General features: G+C 60.2%; 21 protein-coding genes and 4 pseudogenes. 11 read left to right on the forward strand and 14 right to left on the reverse strand.

The window, feature by feature from the left end; translation table 11 throughout:
* The first annotated feature begins 75 nt into the window (after nt 1-75).
* From OVA00_RS37000 to OVA00_RS37020, 5 genes are all read left to right on the forward strand, one after another.
* Nucleotides 76-1,104 carry a D-cysteine desulfhydrase family protein gene (locus tag OVA00_RS37000; protein WP_268090882.1) on the forward strand — a complete coding sequence of 343 codons (1,029 nt, stop codon included), beginning with the start codon at nt 76-78 and terminating at the stop codon, nt 1,102-1,104.
* A 35-nt stretch (nt 1,105-1,139) separates the two neighbouring features.
* Nucleotides 1,140-1,733: an NADPH-dependent FMN reductase gene (locus OVA00_RS37005; protein WP_268090884.1), complete on the forward strand. Its 594-nt coding sequence runs from the start codon at nt 1,140-1,142 to the stop codon at nt 1,731-1,733.
* 243 nt (nt 1,734-1,976) lie between these two features.
* A protein-coding gene (locus OVA00_RS37010) for an IS3 family transposase (RefSeq protein ID WP_268090885.1) occupies nt 1,977-3,102 on the forward strand; the annotation gives its coding sequence in 2 pieces (ribosomal slippage) (nt 1,977-2,215 and nt 2,214-3,102; 1,128 coding nt in all).
* Nucleotides 3,103-3,372: 270 nt separating this feature from the next.
* Nucleotides 3,373-3,747, forward strand: coding sequence for a hypothetical protein (locus OVA00_RS37015; RefSeq protein WP_268090886.1), 375 nt, complete (start codon nt 3,373-3,375; stop codon nt 3,745-3,747).
* A gap of 3 nt (nt 3,748-3,750) precedes the next feature.
* The gene (locus OVA00_RS37020) at nt 3,751-4,194 is read left to right on the forward strand and encodes a hypothetical protein (RefSeq protein WP_268090887.1); all 444 of its coding nucleotides are present in this window, start codon (nt 3,751-3,753) and stop codon (nt 4,192-4,194) included.
* A 306-nt stretch (nt 4,195-4,500) separates the two neighbouring features.
* Here the strand turns inward: OVA00_RS37020 and OVA00_RS37025 are convergent, their stop codons facing one another.
* The 3 genes from OVA00_RS37025 to OVA00_RS37035 are packed head-to-tail and all read right to left on the reverse strand — an operon-like array spanning nt 4,501 to nt 6,709.
* Nucleotides 4,501-5,487: an enoyl-CoA hydratase/isomerase family protein gene (locus tag OVA00_RS37025; protein ID WP_268090888.1), complete on the reverse strand. Its 987-nt coding sequence runs from the start codon at nt 5,485-5,487 to the stop codon at nt 4,501-4,503.
* Between the two features lie 32 nt (nt 5,488-5,519).
* Nucleotides 5,520-5,990: a RidA family protein gene (locus tag OVA00_RS37030; RefSeq protein ID WP_268090889.1), complete on the reverse strand. Its 471-nt coding sequence runs from the start codon at nt 5,988-5,990 to the stop codon at nt 5,520-5,522.
* The gene (locus OVA00_RS37035; protein ID WP_268090890.1) at nt 5,984-6,709 is read right to left on the reverse strand and encodes an SDR family NAD(P)-dependent oxidoreductase; all 726 of its coding nucleotides are present in this window, start codon (nt 6,707-6,709) and stop codon (nt 5,984-5,986) included. Before OVA00_RS37035 ends, OVA00_RS37030 begins: the two co-directional genes overlap by 7 nt.
* 257 nt (nt 6,710-6,966) lie before the next feature.
* On the opposite strand from OVA00_RS37035, the gene OVA00_RS37040 reads away from it, so the two are divergent.
* Complete coding sequence (locus tag OVA00_RS37040) at nt 6,967-8,061, forward strand: NAD(P)H-dependent flavin oxidoreductase (RefSeq protein ID WP_268090891.1); 1,095 nt, start codon at nt 6,967-6,969, stop codon at nt 8,059-8,061.
* Between the two features lie 163 nt (nt 8,062-8,224).
* The gene (locus tag OVA00_RS37045) at nt 8,225-9,433 is read left to right on the forward strand and encodes a YbfB/YjiJ family MFS transporter (protein WP_268090892.1); all 1,209 of its coding nucleotides are present in this window, start codon (nt 8,225-8,227) and stop codon (nt 9,431-9,433) included.
* On the opposite strand, the gene OVA00_RS37050 is transcribed toward OVA00_RS37045, so the two are convergent.
* Entirely contained in the window at nt 9,430-10,110 is a 681-nt protein-coding gene (locus tag OVA00_RS37050; protein ID WP_268090893.1) for a response regulator transcription factor, read from the reverse strand. The genes OVA00_RS37045 and OVA00_RS37050 overlap by 4 nt on opposite strands.
* Before the next feature lie 324 nt (nt 10,111-10,434).
* Here OVA00_RS37050 and OVA00_RS37055 point away from each other — a divergent pair, with 324 nt between their 5' ends.
* From OVA00_RS37055 to OVA00_RS37065, 3 genes are all read left to right on the forward strand, one after another.
* A complete protein-coding gene (locus tag OVA00_RS37055) occupies nt 10,435-11,109 on the forward strand; it encodes a type 1 glutamine amidotransferase domain-containing protein (protein WP_268090894.1) in 675 nt (224 codons plus the stop codon).
* 15 nt (nt 11,110-11,124) lie between these two features.
* Nucleotides 11,125-11,586: a YybH family protein gene (locus OVA00_RS37060; RefSeq protein ID WP_268090895.1), complete on the forward strand. Its 462-nt coding sequence runs from the start codon at nt 11,125-11,127 to the stop codon at nt 11,584-11,586.
* A gap of 355 nt (nt 11,587-11,941) precedes the next feature.
* Entirely contained in the window at nt 11,942-12,067 is a 126-nt protein-coding gene (locus tag OVA00_RS37065) for a hypothetical protein (RefSeq protein ID WP_268090897.1), read from the forward strand.
* A gap of 241 nt (nt 12,068-12,308) precedes the next feature.
* Here OVA00_RS37065 and OVA00_RS37070 read toward each other — a convergent pair.
* From OVA00_RS37070 to OVA00_RS37085, 4 genes and pseudogenes are all read right to left on the reverse strand, one after another.
* A pseudogene (locus tag OVA00_RS37070) lies at nt 12,309-12,554 on the reverse strand (ATP-binding protein); the annotation flags it as partial.
* Nucleotides 12,555-12,812: 258 nt separating this feature from the next.
* Nucleotides 12,813-13,841, reverse strand: coding sequence for an IS110 family transposase (locus tag OVA00_RS37075; protein ID WP_029742515.1), 1,029 nt, complete (start codon nt 13,839-13,841; stop codon nt 12,813-12,815).
* 74 nt (nt 13,842-13,915) lie between these two features.
* A pseudogene (locus OVA00_RS37080) lies at nt 13,916-14,419 on the reverse strand (ATP-binding protein); the annotation flags it as partial.
* Nucleotides 14,420-14,684: 265 nt separating this feature from the next.
* The gene (locus tag OVA00_RS37085) at nt 14,685-15,023 is read right to left on the reverse strand and encodes a hypothetical protein (RefSeq protein ID WP_268091182.1); all 339 of its coding nucleotides are present in this window, start codon (nt 15,021-15,023) and stop codon (nt 14,685-14,687) included.
* Between OVA00_RS37085 and OVA00_RS40200 the strand changes: the two genes are divergently transcribed.
* The gene (locus OVA00_RS40200) at nt 14,945-15,226 is read left to right on the forward strand and encodes a Mu transposase domain-containing protein (RefSeq protein WP_442780594.1); all 282 of its coding nucleotides are present in this window, start codon (nt 14,945-14,947) and stop codon (nt 15,224-15,226) included. The genes OVA00_RS37085 and OVA00_RS40200 overlap by 79 nt on opposite strands.
* Here OVA00_RS40200 and istA read toward each other — a convergent pair.
* From istA to OVA00_RS37120, 6 genes and pseudogenes are all read right to left on the reverse strand, one after another.
* Nucleotides 15,181-15,945: pseudogene (istA, locus tag OVA00_RS37090) on the reverse strand (IS21 family transposase); the annotation flags it as partial. The gene OVA00_RS40200 and the pseudogene istA sit on opposite strands and share 46 nt — an antisense overlap.
* 59 nt (nt 15,946-16,004) lie before the next feature.
* Entirely contained in the window at nt 16,005-16,223 is a 219-nt protein-coding gene (locus tag OVA00_RS37095; protein WP_268090898.1) for a hypothetical protein, read from the reverse strand.
* Nucleotides 16,224-16,448: 225 nt separating this feature from the next.
* A complete protein-coding gene (locus tag OVA00_RS37100) occupies nt 16,449-17,636 on the reverse strand; it encodes an IS91 family transposase (protein WP_268090900.1) in 1,188 nt (395 codons plus the stop codon).
* A gap of 4 nt (nt 17,637-17,640) precedes the next feature.
* The gene (locus OVA00_RS37105) at nt 17,641-18,504 is read right to left on the reverse strand and encodes a tyrosine-type recombinase/integrase (protein WP_268088550.1); all 864 of its coding nucleotides are present in this window, start codon (nt 18,502-18,504) and stop codon (nt 17,641-17,643) included.
* Nucleotides 18,505-18,678: 174 nt separating this feature from the next.
* Nucleotides 18,679-20,056 (reverse strand): annotated as a pseudogene (locus OVA00_RS40205) (aldehyde dehydrogenase family protein).
* A complete protein-coding gene (locus tag OVA00_RS37120) occupies nt 20,043-21,083 on the reverse strand; it encodes an alpha/beta fold hydrolase (protein ID WP_268090903.1) in 1,041 nt (346 codons plus the stop codon). Before OVA00_RS37120 ends, OVA00_RS40205 begins: the two are co-directional and overlap by 14 nt.
* Nucleotides 21,084-21,440: the final 357 nt, after the last annotated feature.

Below are 21,440 nucleotides of genomic sequence, written 5' to 3' on the forward strand. Positions count from 1 at the left end.
GGAAATCGGCTGCGGCGTGACGGGGCCACCCAAGACGCGGCAGCCGCAATAGCGAAAACATTGAGGGTGACGATGATGAACGACCGAGATCCTTTGCAGAGCTTTCCCCGTGAACGACTGATGAAAGGTCCGACACCCATCCAGCGCTTGGCGCGCCTCGAGGAAGCTCTGGGCGAACGGAGTAGCGGCGTATCGATCTGGGCGAAGAGAGACGATCTCATGGAACTGGGCGGCGGCGGCAACAAGCTCCGCAAGCTTGAATTCCTCCTGGGACAGGCGAAGGCGGAGGGATGCGACACCCTCGTCGTAACGGGAGGCGTTCAATCCAACTTCGCGCGATTGGCCGCCGCGGCGTGCGCCAGGACAGGACTCGGCTGCGAGCTCGTTCTTGCTCAGATGGTCCCTAGGACGACCGAAATCTATCAGGCCAACGGCAATGTCCTTCTCGACCGTCTGTTCGGCGCCACCGTTCATATACTGGACCCGGGTGATGATGCTAGCGCCTATGCGAAGAGCAGGGTCGACGAACTAGCCGAAACTGGCAGGAAAGCTCTTCTGGCGCCCCTCGGCGGCTCAACGACAATCGGTTGCCTCGGATACGTGGATTGCGCTTTTGAACTCGCCCGGCAATCAGACGAAATGGGCGTCGCGTTCGATCAGATCGTGATCCCGAACGGCAGCGGCGGCATGCACGCCGGGTTGGCTGCAGGCCTGGTCATTGTGGGGTCTCACCCTTCGCGGATCTCCGCGTATACGGTGCTTTCGCCTGCAGACAAGTGCCTCCCCGCAACCGCCGACAAAGTTAACGCGGTCCTTGAACGCCTGGCAAGCGACGCTCGCGTGAGCGCGGACGACCTCCGGATAAGCAGCGCTGAACTGGGCGAAGGTTACGGCATGCCGACTTCCGGGATGATCGGCGCCGTCGAACTTCTCGCGAGATCAGAAGGGCTTCTCACCGACCCGGTTTATGGCGGCAAGGCCTTGGCAGGGTTGCTGTCCGATATCGAAAGCGGGGCAATCGCACCGAAGTCTAACGTGCTCTTCATCATGTCTGGAGGTTCTCCCGGTCTTTACGCATATGCTGATGTCCTCACCGCCAAGTAATTCCCACTGATCCCAATCCAAACCAAGAGGTTACAATGTCAAACAAGCCCAAAATCGCCCTGATAATCGGCTCCACCCGTCCGACGCGGTTCGCCGACAAGCCTGCCCAGTGGATGCTGAAGCAGGCCCAGCAGCGCGGCGACATCGATGTCGAAGTCGTCGATCTGCGTGATCATCCGCTGCCGTTCTTCGATGAAGTGGCGTCGAACGCATGGGCGCCCAGCAAGAGCGCCGAGGCTATCCGCTGGCAGGAAACCGTGGGCCGCTACGACGGGTACATCTTCGTCGTTTCTGAGTACAATCGTTCGATCACGGGGGTCCTGAAGAATGCTCTTGATCAGGCTTACGTTGAGTGGGGCCGCAAGCCGTTCACTGCAATCGCATACGGAAGTATGGGCGGTTCGCGCGCGCTCGAGCATCTCCGCGGGATCGGCGTAGAACTCCAGATGGTTTCGACCCACGCAGCGGTTCACATCGGCGCCGGCGATTTCTTCGCCACTTCACCACTCGGGGGTAACAAGCCGATCGAAGAAATCGAGGCCAACCTCCTGCCGTCGGCCAAGACCGCGCTCGACGAGCTGGTGTGGTGGGCGAAGGCCACGATGGCGGCAAAGGCGTCAGCGGCATAAACAACCTGCGGCGTCGGAAGCAACAGCTCTCGACGCCGCCTATTAAAACCGTGAACTCCAATGGCCACCCAGGCGTAGGCACGAAATCCATCACAACAGGCAAGATGGATGCGTTACTCTTTCAGCAGGTCATCAATGAGGTTACGCAGTTCGTCTGCAATCTGGCCCGAAATTCCAGGGGGTATGAATAGCACCGAGATTTGTAGACGCCTTCTTTCCTAATTTTGAGGCAAGAAGAGCATCATGAGCAAATCGAATTTCAGCGAAGAGTTTAAGCGTGACGCGGTGCGCCAGATCACGGAGCGAGGCTATCCGGTTGCCGAGGTTTCGCAGCGTCTCGGCGTCAGCCAGCATTCGCTCTACGAATGGAAGAAGAAGTTTGCTGCGTCGAACGCCAAGGGCAACGACGAGACCGAGGAGATCAGGCGGCTAAAGAAGGAACTGGCTCGCGTTACCGAGGAGCGAGATATCCTAAAAAAGCGGCCGCGTATTTCGCCAGGGATGCAAAGTGAAGTACGCGTTCATTGCTCTGCATCGCTTGCAGTTTTCGGTGCGGACGATGTGCCGCCTTCTGCGGGTTCATCCCAGTGGATTTTACACCTGGCTGAAGAACCCGCTGAGCAGGCGAGCCAACGAGGACAAACGACAGACCGATCTGCTCCTGAAGGCATGGGAAGAGAGCGGGAAGGTCTACGGTTATCGCAAGCTGCACGACGACCTTCTCGATCAGGGCGAGATATGCTGCCCGAACCGGGTTGCGCGTCTGACCCGTCTCGCCGGGATCAAGGCGCAGATTGGCTACAAACGCCGTCCCGGCATCTATGGCGGCAGGCCTGCCGTCGCTATCGACAACACGCTCGACCGGCAGTTTGACGTAGCGGCTCCGGACAAGGCCTGGGTCACGGACATCACCTATATCCGGACCTGCGAAGGTTTTGCTTATTTGGCCGTCGTCATCGACCTCTATTCCCGCCGGGTCATCGGCTGGGCGATGCAGAGCCGCCAAACCACGGACGTCGTATTGCAGGCTCTGCTCATGGCGGTGTGGCGACGCAAACCGAAGGACAAAGTGCTGATCCACTCCGATCAGGGCTCGCAATTCACCAGCATGGACTGGGCCTCGTTCCTCAGGCACCACAATCTGGTTCACTCGATGAGCCGACGCGGCAACTGCCATGACAATGCGGTGGCCGAGAGCTTCTTCAATCTTCTGAAGCGAGAGAGGATACGTCGCAGGGTCTACCGTTCACGCGATGAAGCTCGCCAGGACGTGTTCGACTACATCGAAATGTTCTACAACCCGAAACGCAAACACGTCAGGAACGGGATGCTGTCACCCGTCGAGTTCGAGAAGCAGCAGAAAATCTAACCCGAGGGTGTCTACGAAACTCGGGGCTATTCACTTCGTCTTCCGACGTCGGCCGCCCGTGGTTTCGTTCTGCGGACGCTCTGGGAAGCGGGTCGGCCGATCACGACCGCCGATTTCGCCTAGTCTTCGCCTGCGACAACGGACTGGGCAAAGACGACGCGAGAGTGCGCCTAAATCCGTGGCCACCTTTCTTTATAAATTTGGCCACGCCCCCCTTTATGTCCGCGAACACGTGGAGATGATGACATGGACGCGAGGATACTCAGGCAGGTGCAGGCGCGCCGCAACGTCAGCAGACAGGACATCACTGACGGCCTCGCGGAAACCGTTGTCCAGATCGGGGGCGATCCTCTGACAGTAAGGAAGGCAAAGGAGGAGCTGAGCGCAGTGCTCGGGAAAGCCCGAAACGGCGTTCCGCAAGTCATCGGCAATATCAAGAAGGCCGATGATATGGCGGAAGTGATCTCCGTCAAGGATCTTGCGGAACTCGTTACCGCAGCGCGGCAGCAGGAGACGTTCGGGGAGGCGCTCGACGCCATCGGCTTCAAGCCGTATTCCGGCGGCCGCATCATCGTCGATCAGGGCCGCAAGCGCGACCGGCTGCAAAGCAGCAGCAACGCCACCGGCGCGAAGACGGCCCTTTGACGCATGTTCTTGCTCTCGACGCAGGCGCTGATGGATATCATCTGCGAAAACCCCGACGTGACTGCGTGGATCCGCCCGGTGCCGGCGCAGGACATCCATGCCAGCGTGGTATCGGTCGCCCACGTCCAGGCCGAGATCCTCTCGACGCCGATCGAGGAAGGCCGGGAGGTGATGGAGCTTGCCCTGAGGGCGCTCGTGTCCTTCGCCCGCAGGAACAACGCCCTCGAACTCTTCGATGAGGGGGCGGGGGCCGTCTTCTCACGAATCGCCCAGCTCAACCTCCGGATTGATGACGACGAGGATCTCGGCGACATGTCCCGTATGGTCGTCGCCACGGCAATCGACCGCAACCTCGTGCTGATCGAGGAAGCGCAGCCATATCACGGTCAGATCGACGGCCTTCGTGTCAAGGATCCATATGACGGCTTTCGGCTCGCACGGGGTTGAACTCGAAGCACCGAACGATGGCTCGCGCATCTTCATCGGCGAAGGTTACTAAGCGTGAAGGTCCGGCAATAGGGTGAGAACAGGCAGTGCTGGGGTGCTCGGTAGTTCCAAGCGGCTGATTGCCTGACATGCGATCCGAAGCCGGAATTCGGAACTGGTCGCAGTTGTTACCTAACCATCCGCGGGTCGGGGTCCCGCCTGCGGTGAAATTCTGTGGAGGTCGGCTTTCGTGGTAGATAAGACATTTTGCGAAAATAGGACGCACCCGCGCAACCTGCCGTACTGACGCGCGGGTGCCCACTTGGCCTATTTCTCGACCAAGGTTCCGGTGTAGTGCCCCAGACGGGCTTCGATGTCCGTATTCGTCTGCAGCCCCATCTCCATCAGGCGGCCAATGTTCTTCTGGGCGACCGGTCGCTGGACCGAGGAAATGAAGGCGTCCCATCCGGCCCCGATTTCAGGGTCGCTGGGAAGACTGGCGAAGTCGACCAGACGCTTGGTGTCGGCGATCGCCTGCCTGTCGAAACCGGAGATGCGGGTGGCGAGTGCGTCGACGAAAGGATCGAGCTTGTCATCATCGAACGAACGGTTGACGTAGCCGTACTTCTCGGCGAGATCGCCGTCGACATCATCGGAGCCGAGCAGAACTTCGAGCGCGCGCCCGCGTCCCATCAACCTCGGCAGACGAGCCATAGGTCCGCCGCCCGGTACGAAACCTGCGCCAACTTCCCATTGCGAAAGGATCGCTTTTTCACGGCTGGCGAAACGCATGTCGCTCGCCAGGGCAAGCTCGCTACCGACGCCAGTGGCTCTGCCGCGGATGAGCGCGATCGAGACAATGGGTGCTTTGCTAATGCGAACCAGCATGTCGGGCAGGGGGTGCAGGCCCGTCTGCCCAGCAGGGAGACTGGTGGACTCGGCGAGCGGCGGCGTGAAGTTGTAGTGGGTCAGAAAGAAGCCGGGGACGGCACTGTCGAAAACCACCACCCGCAGCTTGGGATCTGCCTCGATTTCGGCGACCACCTTTTCCATCTGCGGAATCGTTTCCGGACCGAAGATGTTGAAGGGCGGATTGTCGAAGGTCACGCGCCAGTAGGCGGGCGTGCGTTTCTCGACGCGGATCTGCGGCCGCTCGCTGCCGGGCGCGGACTTGATGTCAGGGGTCTTGCTGTTCGTCTCGGCGACCACGGTCTGGCCGGAAAGTGCCAGCGCCGGAAGCATGAGCAGGGCGGCGGCGGTCAGGAATTTCGACGACATCACGATCCCAACGGATCGATTTGAGCTCGGTTTCATTGCGGTCTCCCATGGTTGCTGAGCGGGGATGGCTATGGGTTGATGTCGAGAACGAGCTCGACCTCGAGCGGCATTCCCAGCGGAATGCTGGAAACGCCGAGCACAATGCGCGGCGGAAGGCGGCTCTGGCCGAAGACCGAAAGCAACATCTCGGAAGCTCCGTCTGCGACCTTGGGGTGTTCGCGGAAGTCGTCCGGGGCGGCTATGTACACACCCAGCTTGGCTATGGTGCGTATGCGATCAAGAGATCCGAGGTGCGCTCGCGCGGCCGCCAATCCACTTAGGCACGCGGTTCTCGCGGCATCGTAACCTTCGGCAACGGAGAGCTCGCTGCCAATTCGTCCGATGTACTGGGGTGCATGTCCGACGACGGGGAGCATGCCACTCAGGAGGAGAAGCGAGCCGACCTGAACAGCTTCGACATAAGCCCCGAACGGGGTCGGCGGCGGCGGGAGCACCAGTGAAGTCTCCAAGATTCGCGCCTCAGCGCTCACCGCTACCATTTGCCGAGATGTGCGCCGTTGTCGACGTGCAGCACCTCCCCAGTGATATTGGACGCTTCCGTGAGGTAAATCACGCCATCCACAATTTCCTGCACCGCCGTGATGGTACCCATCGGCGACAGGGATCGAAGGTTGTCCCGTGAACCCGTAGCATGGAGCGGTGTGTCGACAACGCCAGGCGAAACTGCGTTCACCCGGATGTTTTCGCTGGCGAATTCCAGCGCCAGGCTCTTGGTGATTGCGTTCAGCCCACCCTTGGTGATCATCGGTAGGGATGCCTTCACCCCGGCGATCGGGTGGTCGGTCAGCGAAGACGTAATCGTGACGACGCTTCCACCGGATCTCTGCCGAAGCATCTGTCTGACAGCGTGTTTCGTGAAGTGGACGAAGCCTTCGAGATTGGTCGCCGAGAGGCGCCGGAAGTCCTCAATCGTGTACTCGAGAAACGGCTTGGTGAAGAAAACGCCTGCGTTATTCACCAGGGCGTCGATGGCGCCGAACTGTTCGACAGCTACCTGCGCGACGCGCTCCGCCGTCTCGGGATCGCCAACGTCGCCATCGATAAGCTCCAGCCTTCCCGCACGATCAAACGATGTCGCTTCGCTGATCCGCCGAGACGTCGCTACCACGCTCCAGCCTTTGTCGAGGAACGCCTTCACGAGCCCGGCGCCGATGCCTTGCGATGCACCGGTAATCACAACCGTCTTGTGCACACTCATTTTGTGCTGCCTCCATTTGCTTTTCCGAGCGACAGCGGCCGACGAACGGGCGCCGGAGTATCGTAGCTGTCGAATTTGGGCTTCCCCGTGGGACCTGGTGGCGACTTTCGCGCCAAAGAATGTGCGGACGCTATTGTACGAAGGTGTCTCCGATACCTTTGGATCGGTTAGGGCTGATGACGCACACCAAGGTCCAATAGACCCCCGTTGCCTCTTCAAATTACTCTTGTAGCGCAGCGCATTGAACGGAGCCTGAAATGAGAACGTGGCATGATCGCCGGATCCTCAACCTTCTGGAAATCGAGATTCCCGTCATACAGGCGCCGATGGCCGGAGCGACGACGGCAGAAATGGTGATCGCCGCTTCTGAAGCTGGTGGCTTGGGTTCGCTGCCAAGCGCGCAGTACTCGGCTCAGCAACTGCATGAGGCGCTCTCGCAGATCACTGCGAGAACGTCCAAGTCAGTCAATGTGAATTTCTTCAGCCACGTGACGCCTGAGGCGGATCCTGCTGGTCAGATGCGGTGGCGGGCTCTCTTGGCGCCGTATTACGTTGAACTTGGCCTTGACCCCGCTGCCCCGATCAGCGGCCCCGGACGCGCCCCCTTCGATAACGAGTTCTGTGAGGTCGTAGAAGAGTTCCGCCCCAAGGTGGTGAGCTTCCATTTTGGTCTTCCCGACCAAAAGCTTGTTGACCGGGTGAAAGCCGCGGGCGCCAAAGTGCTGTCGTCCGCGACCACCGTTGCTGAGGCTGTCTGGCTCGAGGCGCATGGTGTCGATGCCGTGATCGCAATGGGTTACGAGGCTGGTGGGCACCGTGGGAACTTTCTTACGCAGGACATGAGCACCCAGGTAGGAACGATGGCGCTCGTTCCGCAGGTCGTGGACGCGGTTAAGGTTCCGGTCATTGCTGCCGGAGGAATCGCAGATGGCCGCGGAGTTGCGGCGGCGCTGATGCTCGGAGCGTCGGCGGTGCAGATTGGTACTGCCTACCTCCTAACTCCGGAGGCCAAAATTCCGGATCTGCATGCTGATTCACTAGGTCGTGCAGGCGACGCGAGCACGGCCATCACCAATGTCTTCACGGGTAGGCCCGCAAGAGGGGTTGTAAACCGTTTGATGCGGGAACTTGGCCCTCTTTCGGAAGTGGCGCCCGCGTTCCCAACCGCTGGAGTGGCGCTAGTTGCTATCCGCGCGAAGGCAGAGGCGGAAGGACGAAATGATTTCACCAACCTCTGGGCGGGGCAGGCCGCTGGATTGGTGCGGCGGCTTCCCTCAGCAGAGCTTACATTGAAGCTGTTCGAGGATGCGATGGCAGCCTGGGACGCGGGTTCGACTAACAGTCGACTGTAGCGGCGAGCGGCAGACTGCCCCCCGCAGCGCGTCAGTTCAAGACCGCGGTCCGAGCACATATTTTGGGTTCGGCAGAGACGCCAAACGGGCGAGCCATCCAAGGAGCTTGCTGCCAAGTAACATCAGTTCAGCAATCAGACCGTCTTACGCCGGGGGCATTCTCATGTCGCGACGAGTATCCAACCAACTTACAATCGTTCTCGCAGGATCCGCTTCTCTCGCAATCGCAATGGGTGTTGGTCGTTTTGCGTTCACTCCAATTTTGCCGATGATGCTGCACGATGGAACGGTCGATCTCGCTTTTGCGGGACGGCTCGCAACCGCAAACTACGTCGGCTATCTCGTCGGGGCGCTGGGGGCGGTGCTTATACCGAAAGCGTGGTCCCAGACGGCGATCATCAAATCCGCTCTCGTCCTGACCATCGTGCTGACCGCACTGATGGCGCTTCCGCTTCCGTCGACATGGATAGGACTACGATTTTTCGCGGGTGTCGCGTCGGCGATTGGCTTCGTATTTACGTCGGGCTGGTGCTTGGCGCAGCTCTCCGGGACACCCGGCTCGATCGGCAGTGCAATCTTCACCGGGCCAGGCGCTGGGATTGCGATATCGGGTCTGGCGGCCAGCGCAATGACAGCGTTGAGCTTCACCGGGCAGTGGGGCTGGACGGCATTTGCCGTCATGTCTGTGGTGATTAGCGCATTAATCTGGAGTGTCTTTCGAAAATCCGGCAGAGAGGTGGAGCCATTTTATGTCGGCAGCGCGGGGACGCCGGGTCGGGTCCCGCGAGCCGAAATGCCTATGTTCGCCGTGGCCTACGGGCTCGCTGGTTTCGGCTACATAGTGACTGCGACATACCTGCCTGTTATCGCGAAGAACGCAATACCGGATTCCCCTTTGCTGACGGTCTTCTGGCCGCTGCTTGGCGTTTCAGCCGTAGCGGGTTCACTTCTGGCATCGCGTGTGCGGAAGAACGCCGACGCTCGACTGTACCTCGTCGGTTCGTATCTCGTGCAGGCGGCAGGCGTAGCAGTGTCGGTTGTTTGGGAGGACGCAGTCGGTCTTGCCCTAAGCAGCATTCTGGTAGGTGTCCCGTTCACCGCGATCAGCTACTTTGCCATGAACGAGGTCAGAAGGATCCGGTCAAGTCATCACGCCCGCTACATGGGGCTGCTGACGGCGATGTTCGCGGTCGGCCAGATCCTGGGGCCGCCAGTCGTAGGTGCAATATTTGCCCGTCAGGTGAACTCCGACAGTGCGTTTGCTCTCGCCCTCGGCATTGCAAGCATAACGTTGGTGGTAGGGGCCGTGATACTGGTAGCGATGATCGTGATGTTCCCAGCCAGAGTCCATCACAGGCGTCAGGAACGCTAGTGGATCTCTCGACCGTAGTCGAGCCTGAGCTTTGCCGCCATGTTTACGAGGTCCGGCAGAGAGCGGGCGCTCATTTTTCGCATAACCTGGCCACGGTGCGCCTTGACTGTGATCTCGCTGATGTCGAGTTCGAACGCGACCTGCTTGTTCAATAGGCCCTTCACAACCCCCGACATCACCTCGCGTTCCCTCGGGGTCAGGGCATCGTAGCAGGCCCGGAGGCGCATCAGTTCCTCCTCGTCGCGAATGAGTTCCTCGCTTTGGGCAAGGGCCGACTGTATCGCGGCGAGAAGTGCCTCGGCGTCGATCGGCTTCGTCAGGAAATCCAACGCGCCGCCTTTCAAAGCCTTCACGGTCATGGGTACGTCGCCGAACCCAGATACGAAGATAATCGGCGTTCGGTTCCCACCTTTGGTGATCAAGGATTGAAGATCCAAGCCGTTGAGCCCCGGCATATTGACGTCCAGGACGAGGCAGCTCGGTCCCGCAACTGGCGTTGCCGCCAGGAATGACTGGGCGGAGTCGAAGAGAATTGGCTGCCAGCCCGCAGAACCAATCAAGAGCTCGAGAGATTCCCTGACTGAAATGTCGTCGTCAATCACGAACACCGCCGGTCCACTCGGAGTGTTCAGAGGGGCGGTATTCGCAAGATTCATCGCCGAGGTCATCCGGTACATGTGCTGCCTCCTTAGAGGGCGCAAGCTCATCGAGTGCAAACACTATATCACGAGTGGACGCGGACACTATTGCCCTGATGATCGATATCCCGCCGCCCGTCGACGCAGAGCATGCGAGTTTCCTCCCGAAAATCCATTGTACGATGGTATCGGCATCCGATTTCGACCTCTTCCGACGACACCATCGTACAATGGCGCGCACCCCGCCACTTGAGCATGCTCACAAGGTCGATCGAGCGCGCGCCGCCTCAGTTTAGCGAGCTGGCCTCTGTTCGTCAGACCGGACAAGACGCCGACCGTCTAAACGCTTTCAAGGAGATAACGATGAGCAAGATCCTAATGGTTCTCACTTCGCATGATCGGCTTGGCAACACGGGGCGGAAGACCGGGTTCTGGTTGGAGGAATTTGCGGCTCCCTACTATGTCTTCAAGGATGCAGGCGCCAGCATTACCGTCGCCTCTCCGCGGGGCGGGCAGCCGCCGATTGATCCGAAGAGCGACGAGCCAGGCAATCAAACAGCCTCCATGACCCGCTTCAAGGGCGACAAGGATGCTCAGTCCGTTCTTGCGAATACGGTGCGCCTCGCGACCGTCGACGCCAAGGATTTCGACACGATCTTCTATTCAGGCGGGCACGGGCCAATGTGGGATCTCGTCGAGGACAAGAAGTCGATCTCGCTGATCGAGGAATTCTACGGCTCCGGAAAACCCGTTGCAGCGGTCTGCCACGCGCCTGCCGTCTTCCACCATGTGACGTTCCAGGGAAGTCCGCTGGTGAAGGGCAAGCGGGTGACCGGATTTACGAACTCCGAGGAGGAGGCGGTTCAGCTCACCGAGGTGGTGCCGTTCCTGGTCGAAGATGATCTCAAGTCCCTAGGCGCGCACTATGAGAAGGCGGGCGACTGGGAGAGTTTCGCAATCGTGGATGGTCATCTGGTCACGGGCCAAAACCCGGCCTCGTCGACTGCGGCGGCGAGATCGCTGCTGGGCCTTCTCTGATCGACGAGGCCTGTCATGAAGACCCAACTTTCGGAAGTTGAAGGCGTCGAGCTTAAGTCCGGAGACGGCGGCCCGCTCGATGTCCTGATCGAATTCTACCGGGCCTTCAACGCCGGCGATCTTCCCGGCTTGGAAGCCGTCTGGCTGGCAGGCGAGGCGCCAAGCATGGACAACCCGATCGGCGGCATCCGTCGGGGCTGGACTGCGATCGAGGATGGCTATTCGAAGCTCTTCAATGGGCCTGCAAAGGTCCATGTGACCTTTCATGACTTCACCAGTCAGGAAGGATCCGATTGGCATCTGTTTGTCGGTAGGGAGCGTGGCAACTGCGTGACCACGGACAAGGAGCTGAAGATCGCGTTTCGAACGACGCGGTGGTTCGTCAGACACGATGGCTCCTGGCGGCAGCTCCATCACCATGGCTCGGTTGAGGACGCTGATATGCTTCGCGACTACCAGCGCATGATTTTTGGCTAATAGGCAGCGACAGCGGCGGTGTAGATCGCCGCTCACTTGCGCGTGTGCGGTAAGCCCACAAGATAGACGGACGATATTTTCGCCGCGGCGCGAAGCGTGCCAAATTTTGCTGAATATCATTGCTGACGGGAGATTTTGGTGACCGTCGCTGCCGACGCCTCGCCGCTTTCCCAGATGCTGAACAAGGCTTTCGCGAAATTCGATAGGGATGGGGACAGCAAGTTGACGCGGGAGACGAGCTCAATAACTTCGATCAGATTCTCAGGCCAGGCGTGGCACTCGATGACAACGGCCGCCCCACGATCGACATGACGGCGCCGTCGACCTCGACGAAATGAATTCGGCTGGAATTCTGATGCTCGCAAGCATGTGCGACACCGACTTTTCCTCCCTCCTCGGATATCTGCGCGCCAAGACGAACGATCCGGCGGCGCTACAGGCTGCGGCCATTCTGGGACTGAACGACAACAAGGAGGCGTAGGCGCTATCTGCCGCTACCTGCGGATTTCCTGCGCTTGCCCTAGGAGGGGAAAAGGACAGGCTTGGTCTCGAGAAATGCGGCGAGCCCCTCAGGCCTGCGTATTCCGGTGAAGTCGGCCGCTGATTCCGAAACGAAGCCGGCCACCTATTCCGATTTCATTCCGGCCACCATTCCGATCTGAAGCCGGCCAGTTGATGCTCCCCTGGGTCGTTGTTTTGCATGGCGCGTGATTGTCGCGCGGTCAAGCGGCGGATGGTGTTTGACGCTGCTTTCGCAAGCTCTCGCCGTGCAGTTCGATGCGGTAGGCGTTGTGGACAAGGCGGTCGAGGATTGCATCGGCGATCGTAGGATTGCCGATCATGTCATACCAGTGATCGACGGGCACCTGGCTGGTGACGATGGTGGATCGCTTCTCGTAGCGGTCCTCGACGATCTCCAGGAGATCGCGCCGCTGCTCGTCGTTGAGCTTCTCCGGACCCCAGTCGTCGTATGTGGACGGCCGTTTATGGCAAGCCTTTTAGACGTGTGAATGACGTTGGTTACGGCGATCGTATGTCCGGCCTTCTGGTGCGGAATAGATTTCCGCTGGCCATAATGATATCCGACAACCTGGGGCCACATCAAAGATGCGAGCTCTATAGCTCAGACGACTGGTCGGGGTTCCCCTGGTCTTCGGTAACAACCGTTGTCATTCATTACGTCTTATGCGCTTACCAAACTAAAGTCCCACTGCTTCGACGGCGGCTTATGCTTTCGCGAATTTCTCCGAGCGGAAACTTTCGCCCGTTTTCTTGACCGCCCAGATGATCCGAGCAAGCTTGTTTGCGAGCGCTACCGTCACGAGCCTCGCCGGCTTCTTGGCAAGGAGTCCCACAATCCAATCGCGCAAAGCACCTTTCCGTCTGCCTAAAACATTCAGGAGAGATGTCGCCGCTAGCACCAGGAGTTTCCTGATGTACCGGTTACCTTGTTTAGTAATGGCTCCGAGGGACTGCTTTCCCCCACTTGAGTTTTGGCGCGGTGTAAGTCCGAGCCAAGCGGCGAAATCACGTCCCGATCTGAACACGTCTGCATTGGGCATGCTGGCATCGATCACCGTAGCGGTCAGCTTGCCGACGCCGGGTATTTCCGCGAGCAATTGGCTCATGTCACTTGACGAATGGGCTTCGGCTATTTCCCTCTCTAGCCGATCGACAGAGATGTCGATCTCTCGGATCTGCTGCGCCAGCGTTTTTACCACCACCCTTGCGGCGCTCGGGAGGGTTACATCGTGTTCAGCTTTATCCACCAAGTCGTCGACCCTGCCAATGCCCTTTGCAGAGATGATGCCAAACTCCGCTAGGTGGCTTCGCAGGGCATTGACGCTCATCGTCCGTTGCTTGACCAAGAGATCGCGCGTTCTGTGCACGGCCAGTGTCGCTTGCTGCTGCGGGCTTTTGACTGGAACAAAACGCATCCCCGGCCGCGATAATGCCTCGCAAATTGCCTCTGCATCGACAGCATCGTTCTTGCCACGCTTCACATAGGGCTTGGTGTAAGCCGGGGGCATCAGGACCGCTTCATGGCCCATTGCCTTGAGTTCGCGCGCCCAATAGTGCGCAGAGCCGCAGGCTTCCATGCCCACGAGGCAAGGCTCGATCCGCGAAAAGAACTCTCTCATCTTCGTTCGCGTTAGCTTGCGCCTTACGATGGAAGATCCATCCTCACTCGCCAGTGCATGGATCTGGAAATAGTTCTTAGCAAGATCAACACCAATTCTGATAAACTGCTGCATGGGCGGTCTCCCTTCTGTGGCGCTCCGGCGACCACGTCATGGCACTATGATGCCGCTGAGGTGAGGCCGTCCACATCATCAAGGATGAGCAGGTCGGTTCTGGCGAGCGCCTTGAGGACCTTGGGATATCGGCCGTCGCCGCGCGCCAGCGCAAGGGTGGCGAACAGCCTGGGCAGGCGATGATAGGCGACGGAGAAGTCCTCGCGGCATGCCTTGTGTCCGAGCGCGCAGGCCAGCCAGCTCTTGCCGACGCCGGCGGGTCCGATCAGCAAGAGGCTATGGTGTTGCCTGATCCAGTCGCAGTTGGCGAGCTTCAGGACGAGATTGCGATCGAGGCCGCGGGCGGCGCGGAAGTCGATGTTCTCGATCTGGGCATCATGGCGCAGCCTCGCGGCGCGAGCCCTTGCCTCGAAGCGCTTCTGGCGGCGCGTGGTCGCCTCGCGTTCGAGCAGCAGAGCGAGCCATTCGCCATGCTCGAGGTGTCTGGCTTCCGGCTGCGCCTCGAGCTCCTGATAGGCGCTGGCCATGCCTGTCAGGCCGAGTTCGCGCAGCATGTCGATGGTGGGATTGGTCAGCATTATCAGGTGTCTCCTCAATGGAAGTAGCCGGGGCCACGCAGATTGGCGTGTTCCATGACGGCGGCGGGTTCGGTGGAATGTCTGGGGGCCTTGTGGGTTGCGATGAGCGAGGCAATCGTCTTGCAGGTCAGGCCGCCGATCTCGACGGCCCGTGCCGAAACGACCTCGGCGCGCTCGCGGCCGAGGTCGCGATAGAGGCGCAGGATGCCGAGGCATGTTCTGAAGCCTTGCTCGGGATGTGGCCGGCTGGCGAGAATGGCGACGATCAGCCCTTCGGTCTGCGGACCGATGGACGCGCCCCAGCGCCGGAAGCTCCATCAGCGCCGCTATGGCGGGCCGCGCTATGGAACAGACCCCGCGCACATGCCGAGCTCCCTACCCGCGCAAAGCGCCATTCGGCGAACTCGTACTCCTCGGCGGGCAAGCTTGCGAGCGCCGCGCGTTCGACCGTCTCGAAGAGATGGCGGCGGCTGACACCCAACCGGCGCATGACATGATTGTTGATGCGCTCCAGCACGTCGGCGATTGCGGCATTGGCCTCGGCGAGCGAGAAGAACGTCTGTTTGCGCAAGCGGCCGAGAAGGCAACTCTGGGCGAAGCGCATGCCGTTCTCGACCTTGCTCCGGCGTCCATTCGGCGTATCGGCGGTTCTCGACGGATTACCATGCCGAGTTCAGGAGCTTCTTCTATTCCGTCCCGCACGCGCTCATTCGTCAGCAGGTCGATATCCGGGCGACCGCGCGAATGATCGAGATCTTCCATCGCGGCAAACGCGTCGCGGTGGCCGGCAGAACGCCGACACCATAGTGGGACGCCATCATGCCGTAACTGCGGTTGATCTCGGGATCGTAGAAGCTGGCGCGGCTGACGCCGGACTTCAGATTGTCGGGCACGACCAGGCGGGGCACACCGCCGAAGAAGGCGAACATGCGCACATGTGAGCCGACCCAGTCCGGTAAGGTCTGGGTCCAGGTCACCTCGGCGAAGGTGTAGCTCGATGCGCCGAGCACGCCAAGGAACAGCTCCGCCTCGCGGACTTCGCCAGTCTTGCGATCGACGATCGGCACCCTCTTACCGGAATAGTCGACGAAGACCTTGTCGCCGGCCGCATGCTCCTGGCGCATCGTCGGCGAAAGGCGCTGCTCGAACCCGCGGAACAGCTCGCAGAAACGGCTATAGCCATAACCATCGGGATGGACGCTGCGATATTCCTCCCACAGGATCAGCAGTGTCACGCCGGGCTTCTTCAATTCGATAGAGAGCTGTGCCCAGTTCGGCTCGTGACGTCGCCGTTGGCCCTGCTTGACGCCGGCGCGGGCGAAAAGCCGAGACTCAAGAGCATCGTCTGTCAGCTCTCCCGGCAATGGCCAGCTCAACCCTGCCATCGCAGCCCGCTTCAGGTTATCCTGGACGGTGCTGCGGGCAACGCCGAGGATCACCGCAATCTCTCGGCTGCTTGTCCCGCTTCCGGCAAGCCGGAGCATCTGTCGTAATTGTCGCATGGTCAGCCTTCTCTTCGCTGGCATCAAACTCTCCTCGTGTACCGGGAGGCTTGAGGCCAAAGTTGCTGACCCAAGGGGTATCTTCAGAGCCGGAAACCGGCCGGTCTTTGATTGGAATCGTGGCCGGCTTCAAATCGGAACGATGGCCGGATTTTGATCGGAATGGTGGCCGGCTTCAGATCGGAATCTGGAGGGTTATGTGAGGTCGCATCCGTCGTCGCGGCGAGCTCGAGCGACCTCACATAAGCCGGATTGAAGTAAGGCGCGGGTTGTTTGGCGCCGTTATGGGAATAGTAAAGCACGCCGCTTGATGCCGATAGCGGATTCGTCGTGGACGGCAATCGCACCGCCGATTTTTGTGGTGATCTGGCGACCTTCGCGAGCAGCTTGCCGGACGATAGGAAGCGATTTTTGCGCTCTCAATGCACACTGTCGGTCTTTCGGTGTGGCCAGGGCCACGCGGTATCGCGCGCCGGCGCGGCGCTTGGTTTTGTGGGCATATGGGAGGGGGTGCGGATTGTCGGAGTTCATGATGTATCGCACCAGAAAGATGATGGCCGGGGCGGCGAAACAGGCGCAACAGTGATTCCTGTCCTACGCATGGGACGCCGGCAGTCAGGGCATTCGTAGGATTGCCCGGGCTGTGATTTGCCTGCCTGCGACCGCTCCCCTGCTGATGATGGTTGATCGAGGATCTGCCTGCAGAGGCCGATACGATCCCGTCGGTGGCTATTGGCGAGAAAGCCGAAGTGGCGCATGCGGTGGAAGCCGTCCGGGAGCACGTGTAGAAGAAAACGCCGGATGAACTCGTGCGGGTCAAGGCGCATGATCTTCTCGCGGTCGCGACCCTTGCCACGGTAATCCTTCCATCGGAAGGCAACGTGGTCATCATCGACCTCGACGATGCGGCTGTTGGCGATGGCAACACGATGGGTGTAGCGGTCGAGATAGGCGAGCACCTGGTCGGGGCCGCCGAACGGTGGCTTCGAATAGACGACCCATTCGACGCGGCGCGCACGCGCGAGATGGCGGGTGAACGCCTCGTCATCGTTGAGATGGCTGAGTTCGTTGGAGAAGCGGAGTTCACCGTGAGCGAAGGCTCTAGCAAGGGCCGTCAGAAAGAGCCGCCGAAACAGCCGCGACAGTACGCGCACGGGCAGAAAGAAGCCCGGCCGGCATGCCACCCACCTAGCTCTGTCGGGCGAGAGACCGCCGCCGGGCACGACGCAATGAACATGGGGATGATGGGTCATGGCCTGGCCCCAGGTGTGAAGCACGGCGACGATGCCGATCTCGGCGCCCAGCCGCTTGGGATCGGCGGCAACGGTCTGCAGCGTCTGGGCCACGATGCGCATCAGCAATGCATAGACGACCGCCTTGTTGTGGAAAGCGATCTCGGCGATGCCCGGTGGGAGCGTGAAGACCACATGAAAGTACGGGACCGGCAACAGATCGGCGACGCGTGCAGCGACCCACTCCTTGCGGGCCGCGCCTTCGCACTTCGGGCAATGGCGATTGCGGCAGGAATTATAGGAGATGCGGGTCCTGCCGCAATCGTCGCAGGCATCGACGTGACCGCCGAGCCTCGGCGTCCGGCAGGCTTCGATCGCGCCCATGACGCGTCGTTCGCCGCGGCCAAGATGACCGGCGTTCTCACGTCTGTAGGAGCTCCCATGTCGCCGAAAGATGTCGGCGACTTCGAAGGTGGGACGCAACCGATCACGATTCCGGCGGTGTCACCTCCAGTCGTAACCGATCGAGCGGACTGGCCGTCGACCGGATCGTGTCGGTAGAGACCTGCGTATAGCGCGCTGTCGTGGAGAGGTGGGCGTGACCGAGCAGGACCTGGATGATGCGGATATCGGTCCCGTTCTCGAGCAGGTGAGTGGCAAAGGAATGCCGCAACGTATGGACGGTGACGTGCTTGGAAAGACCCGCCGCCGCAACCGCCGAACGGCAGGCGGAATGCAGCACCGACGGCGCGATCGGCTTGTCTGGATCGCGCCCAGGAAACACAATGTCCTTGGGCCGCGCCAACCGCCAATAGCTGCGCAGGATCCCGAGCAGTTCCGGCGACAGCATGACGTAGCGGGCTTTGCCGCCTTTGCCACGCGTGATGTGGATCACCATCCTTGAGCTGTCGATATCGTTGGCGCGAAGACCACAGACCTCCGAAACCCTCAGGCCGGCGGCATAAGCCGTTGTCAGAGCCACCCGCGCCTTCAAGCTGGAGACGGCTTGCAGAAAGTCGACCACCTCGTCGCTCGAAAGAACAACCGGCAACTGGCGTGGCTCGCGCGCATACGGAATATGCTCCGGGATCGTATTCTGGCCGAGCGTCACGCCATAGAGGAACCGGAGGGCGCAGACGATCTGGTTCAATCCGGACCAGGAGATGCCCGTCGACACAAGGTGAACCTGGAAGGCGTGGACCTCGTCCAGGCCGAGCCGAGCCGGTGATCGGCCGAAATGGCGGCTAAACTTTGCGACTGCATAAAGATAGGATTGCTGCGTGGCCGGAGAAAGATTGCGGACCGTCATGTCCTCGATCATCCGGCGACGCAGAGGGCTCATCTCGGCCATCTGGATCTCCTGTCTGAAGGGTGGGTTTGCAACACCCAAATCCTCTCAGACAGGAGACATCTCTCAAAGAGGCCACCAATTGCCGCGACTAGCGGCTTAGTTCAATCCGCACAGGCCCACCTCGCGGCCAATCCCTGACTCTTTGAAACCTCCGAAAGAGGCGGACGGTGCAAGCTACATTCCATTGATGTGCACCTGGCCCGTCCGATTCTTTCGGGCGATTTCGAGAGCCGTTACCGGATTTCCGAATATGGAGCCGCTCAATCCAAAGTCCGTGTCGTTCGCAATCGCGATAGCCTCGTCGATGCCCTCAAAAGTCTGAACGGTGACCACAGGTCCGAAGATCTCCTTCCTCGCGATCGACATTTCTCTCGGCACGTTGCGGAAGACAGTCGGTTCGACGTAGTTCCCGGAAGACAGCATCTTGTCCGGAATTCCGCCTGTCACGATCTCGGCGCCGTCCTTTAGTCCTTGCGATATGTAAGCAACCGCCTCTTCAAACTGTGCGGTGTTCAGGAGCGAACCAACATCAGTGTCCGCCTCCCACGGGTTGCCGATCTTGAGCGTCGACAGTCTTGAGGCGTAGGCTTCGACGACTTCGGTCTCGCGGGATCTGGGCACCGGTATGCGCGTCTGCGCTAAGCAGAACTGTCCGGAGAAGGGCATCGTAAAGCGTTCAAGCGTCCGCATGGCCTGCTTCAAGTCTGCGTCTGCGAGTATGATGGCCGCCGACTTCCCGCCCATTTCCACGGTGAGCCGCCCCATTCTCGGCGCGACCACGTCGGCAATTCGGTTTCCTGTTCCGACGCTGCCTGTGAAGCTCACCTTGACCATGCGCGGATCCGCAACCAAGCGCGCGCTTCCTTCCGCATCGGCGAGAACGACATTCATGACGCCGGCGGAATGCCCGCTTCCATTGCGCACTGAGCGACCAGATATGCGTCCAGCGAGCTTTCAGGGGAAGGCTTGATGACACACGTGCATCCTGCGGCCAAGGCAGCACTCAGCTTGGTCATCAAGATAGGAAAGGCCGCATTCCAAGGGATTATGATTGCTGCAGGGCCAACTGGCTCGGAAAGGATCCGCGCAGTTCCTAGCGTCGAGTTGCGCTGCTTTTCGAACTCGAACGTGAGGGCGAGGCCCGCCAGGTACCGCAACCGCGCTAAAGCGAGCGGTGCCAGCCGACTTGCCAGAGCGACGGGGGCGCAGACCTGCCCAGTCCAAAGCTTCGCGAAAAGGGACATGCATCCTTCGAGTGCTTCGGCGAACCTGTGATCATCGCTGCGCGCTCGCTTGGGTGTGTCCTTGGCCATGGCCTATGCTCGAAGGCGTTTGCCGCGGATGCGATTGCCAGATCGATCTCGTCTGCAGTTGCTATCGGCGCCTCGGCCATCGTCGCGCGACCGGCCGGACTGACAATCTTCTTCCGTTCGGATCCGGAAGCTCTCACCCAGTGCCCCCCCCGACAACGAAACTGTCGAGGATGCGCGATGGGCATTCGTGGGCAAGATCGATCATCGCAGCGTCCACTTCTCCAGCTAGGACCACGCATCCACGTCGATTACCGCCTGGGCAAAGGCAGCGGGTGCCTCCTGGGGAAGATTGTGACCGATGCCTCCGGAGATCAGGCGATGTTCATATTTCCCGTTGAACTTGCCAGCGTAGACTTTCGGATCGGGATGCGGCGCGCCGTTGGCATCGCCTTCCATGGTGATCGTGGGGACGGAGATTTCCGGTCCCGTCGCGAGCTTCGCCTCGTATTTGTTGAACCGCTTTTCTCCCGAAGTCAGCCCGAGGCGCCATCGATAGTTATGGGCGACGATTTCGACATGGTCCGGATTTGCGAAGGCTGCCGCCGTCTGGTCGAAAGTGGCGTCGTCGAAGTTCCACTGAGGAGAGGCGAGCTTCCATATCAGCTTGGCGAAATCGTTCGTGTACTTCGCGTACCCTTCGCGTCCGCGTTCAGTTGCGAAATAGTACTGGTACCACCATTGCAGCTCGGCTGCCGGGGGCAGGGGAACCTTTCCGGCGACCTGGCTTCCGATAAGATACCCGCTGACCGAAACCAGTCCCTTGCAACGTTCGGGCCACAGCGCGGCCACGATGTCAGCAGTACGAGCTCCCCAATCGAACCCGGCGATGGTGGCGCGATCGATTTTGAGGGCGTCCATCAACTTGATCGTATCGACGGCGAGCGCGGACTGCTGACCGTTGCGTTTGGTCCCCTTAGAGAGGAACCTCGTGTTCCCATATCCGCGCAGGAACGGAACGATCACCCGGTGGCCTTGCGCAGCTAGGATTGGGGCGACTCCGGAGAAACTGTTGATGTCGTACGGCCAGCCATGAAGCAGGATCACAGGTGATCCGTCCTGTGGCCCGAGCGCTGAGTAGGCTACCTTGAGGTCGCCAGCATCGACCGCTTCGCTGGCGGCGAGAGGAAGTGCGGTCGGTTTCGGGGCGCTGGTCTGATCGGCGCGTGCAGTGCCTACGATGGCGCCGAGGATTCCCGTAGCGCTCAAGCCAAGAGCAGCGCCACTAAATGAGCGGCGGCTCAGGATGGCAGGCTCGGTGGTGCTCATGATTGTATTCTCCTCGATATGGCCTGGGATTCCTCCAACGTCCGGGCGTCCAAGCACGAAGTCGATAGGACTTTGGAGAGATGAACCGCTTGCCGCTACTAAACGAAGGTGTCGGTGATACCAAAGTATCGGCGATACCTATGTTCAATCCCGCTCAAGACGGCATTCGACATACTCGTTCTCCATGACGGCGTTCAAACGGCCGAAAGGAGATGATTATGTCGCAATACCGCCCTCAGGGGTCCGCCTTTCCGGGCTTCGTTATCCTGGTGGCCATCGCCGCCTTGATTGCCGCGCTGGTGTCCATGAGGCAGCCAACGCAGGTCGCACGGGTTTGGGTCCCCTCCTCGACAGGCG

Origin of the sequence: Ensifer sp. SL37 (genome assembly GCF_026672675.1) — a bacterium.
GTDB classification, from domain to species: domain Bacteria; phylum Pseudomonadota; class Alphaproteobacteria; order Rhizobiales; family Rhizobiaceae; genus Ensifer; species Ensifer adhaerens.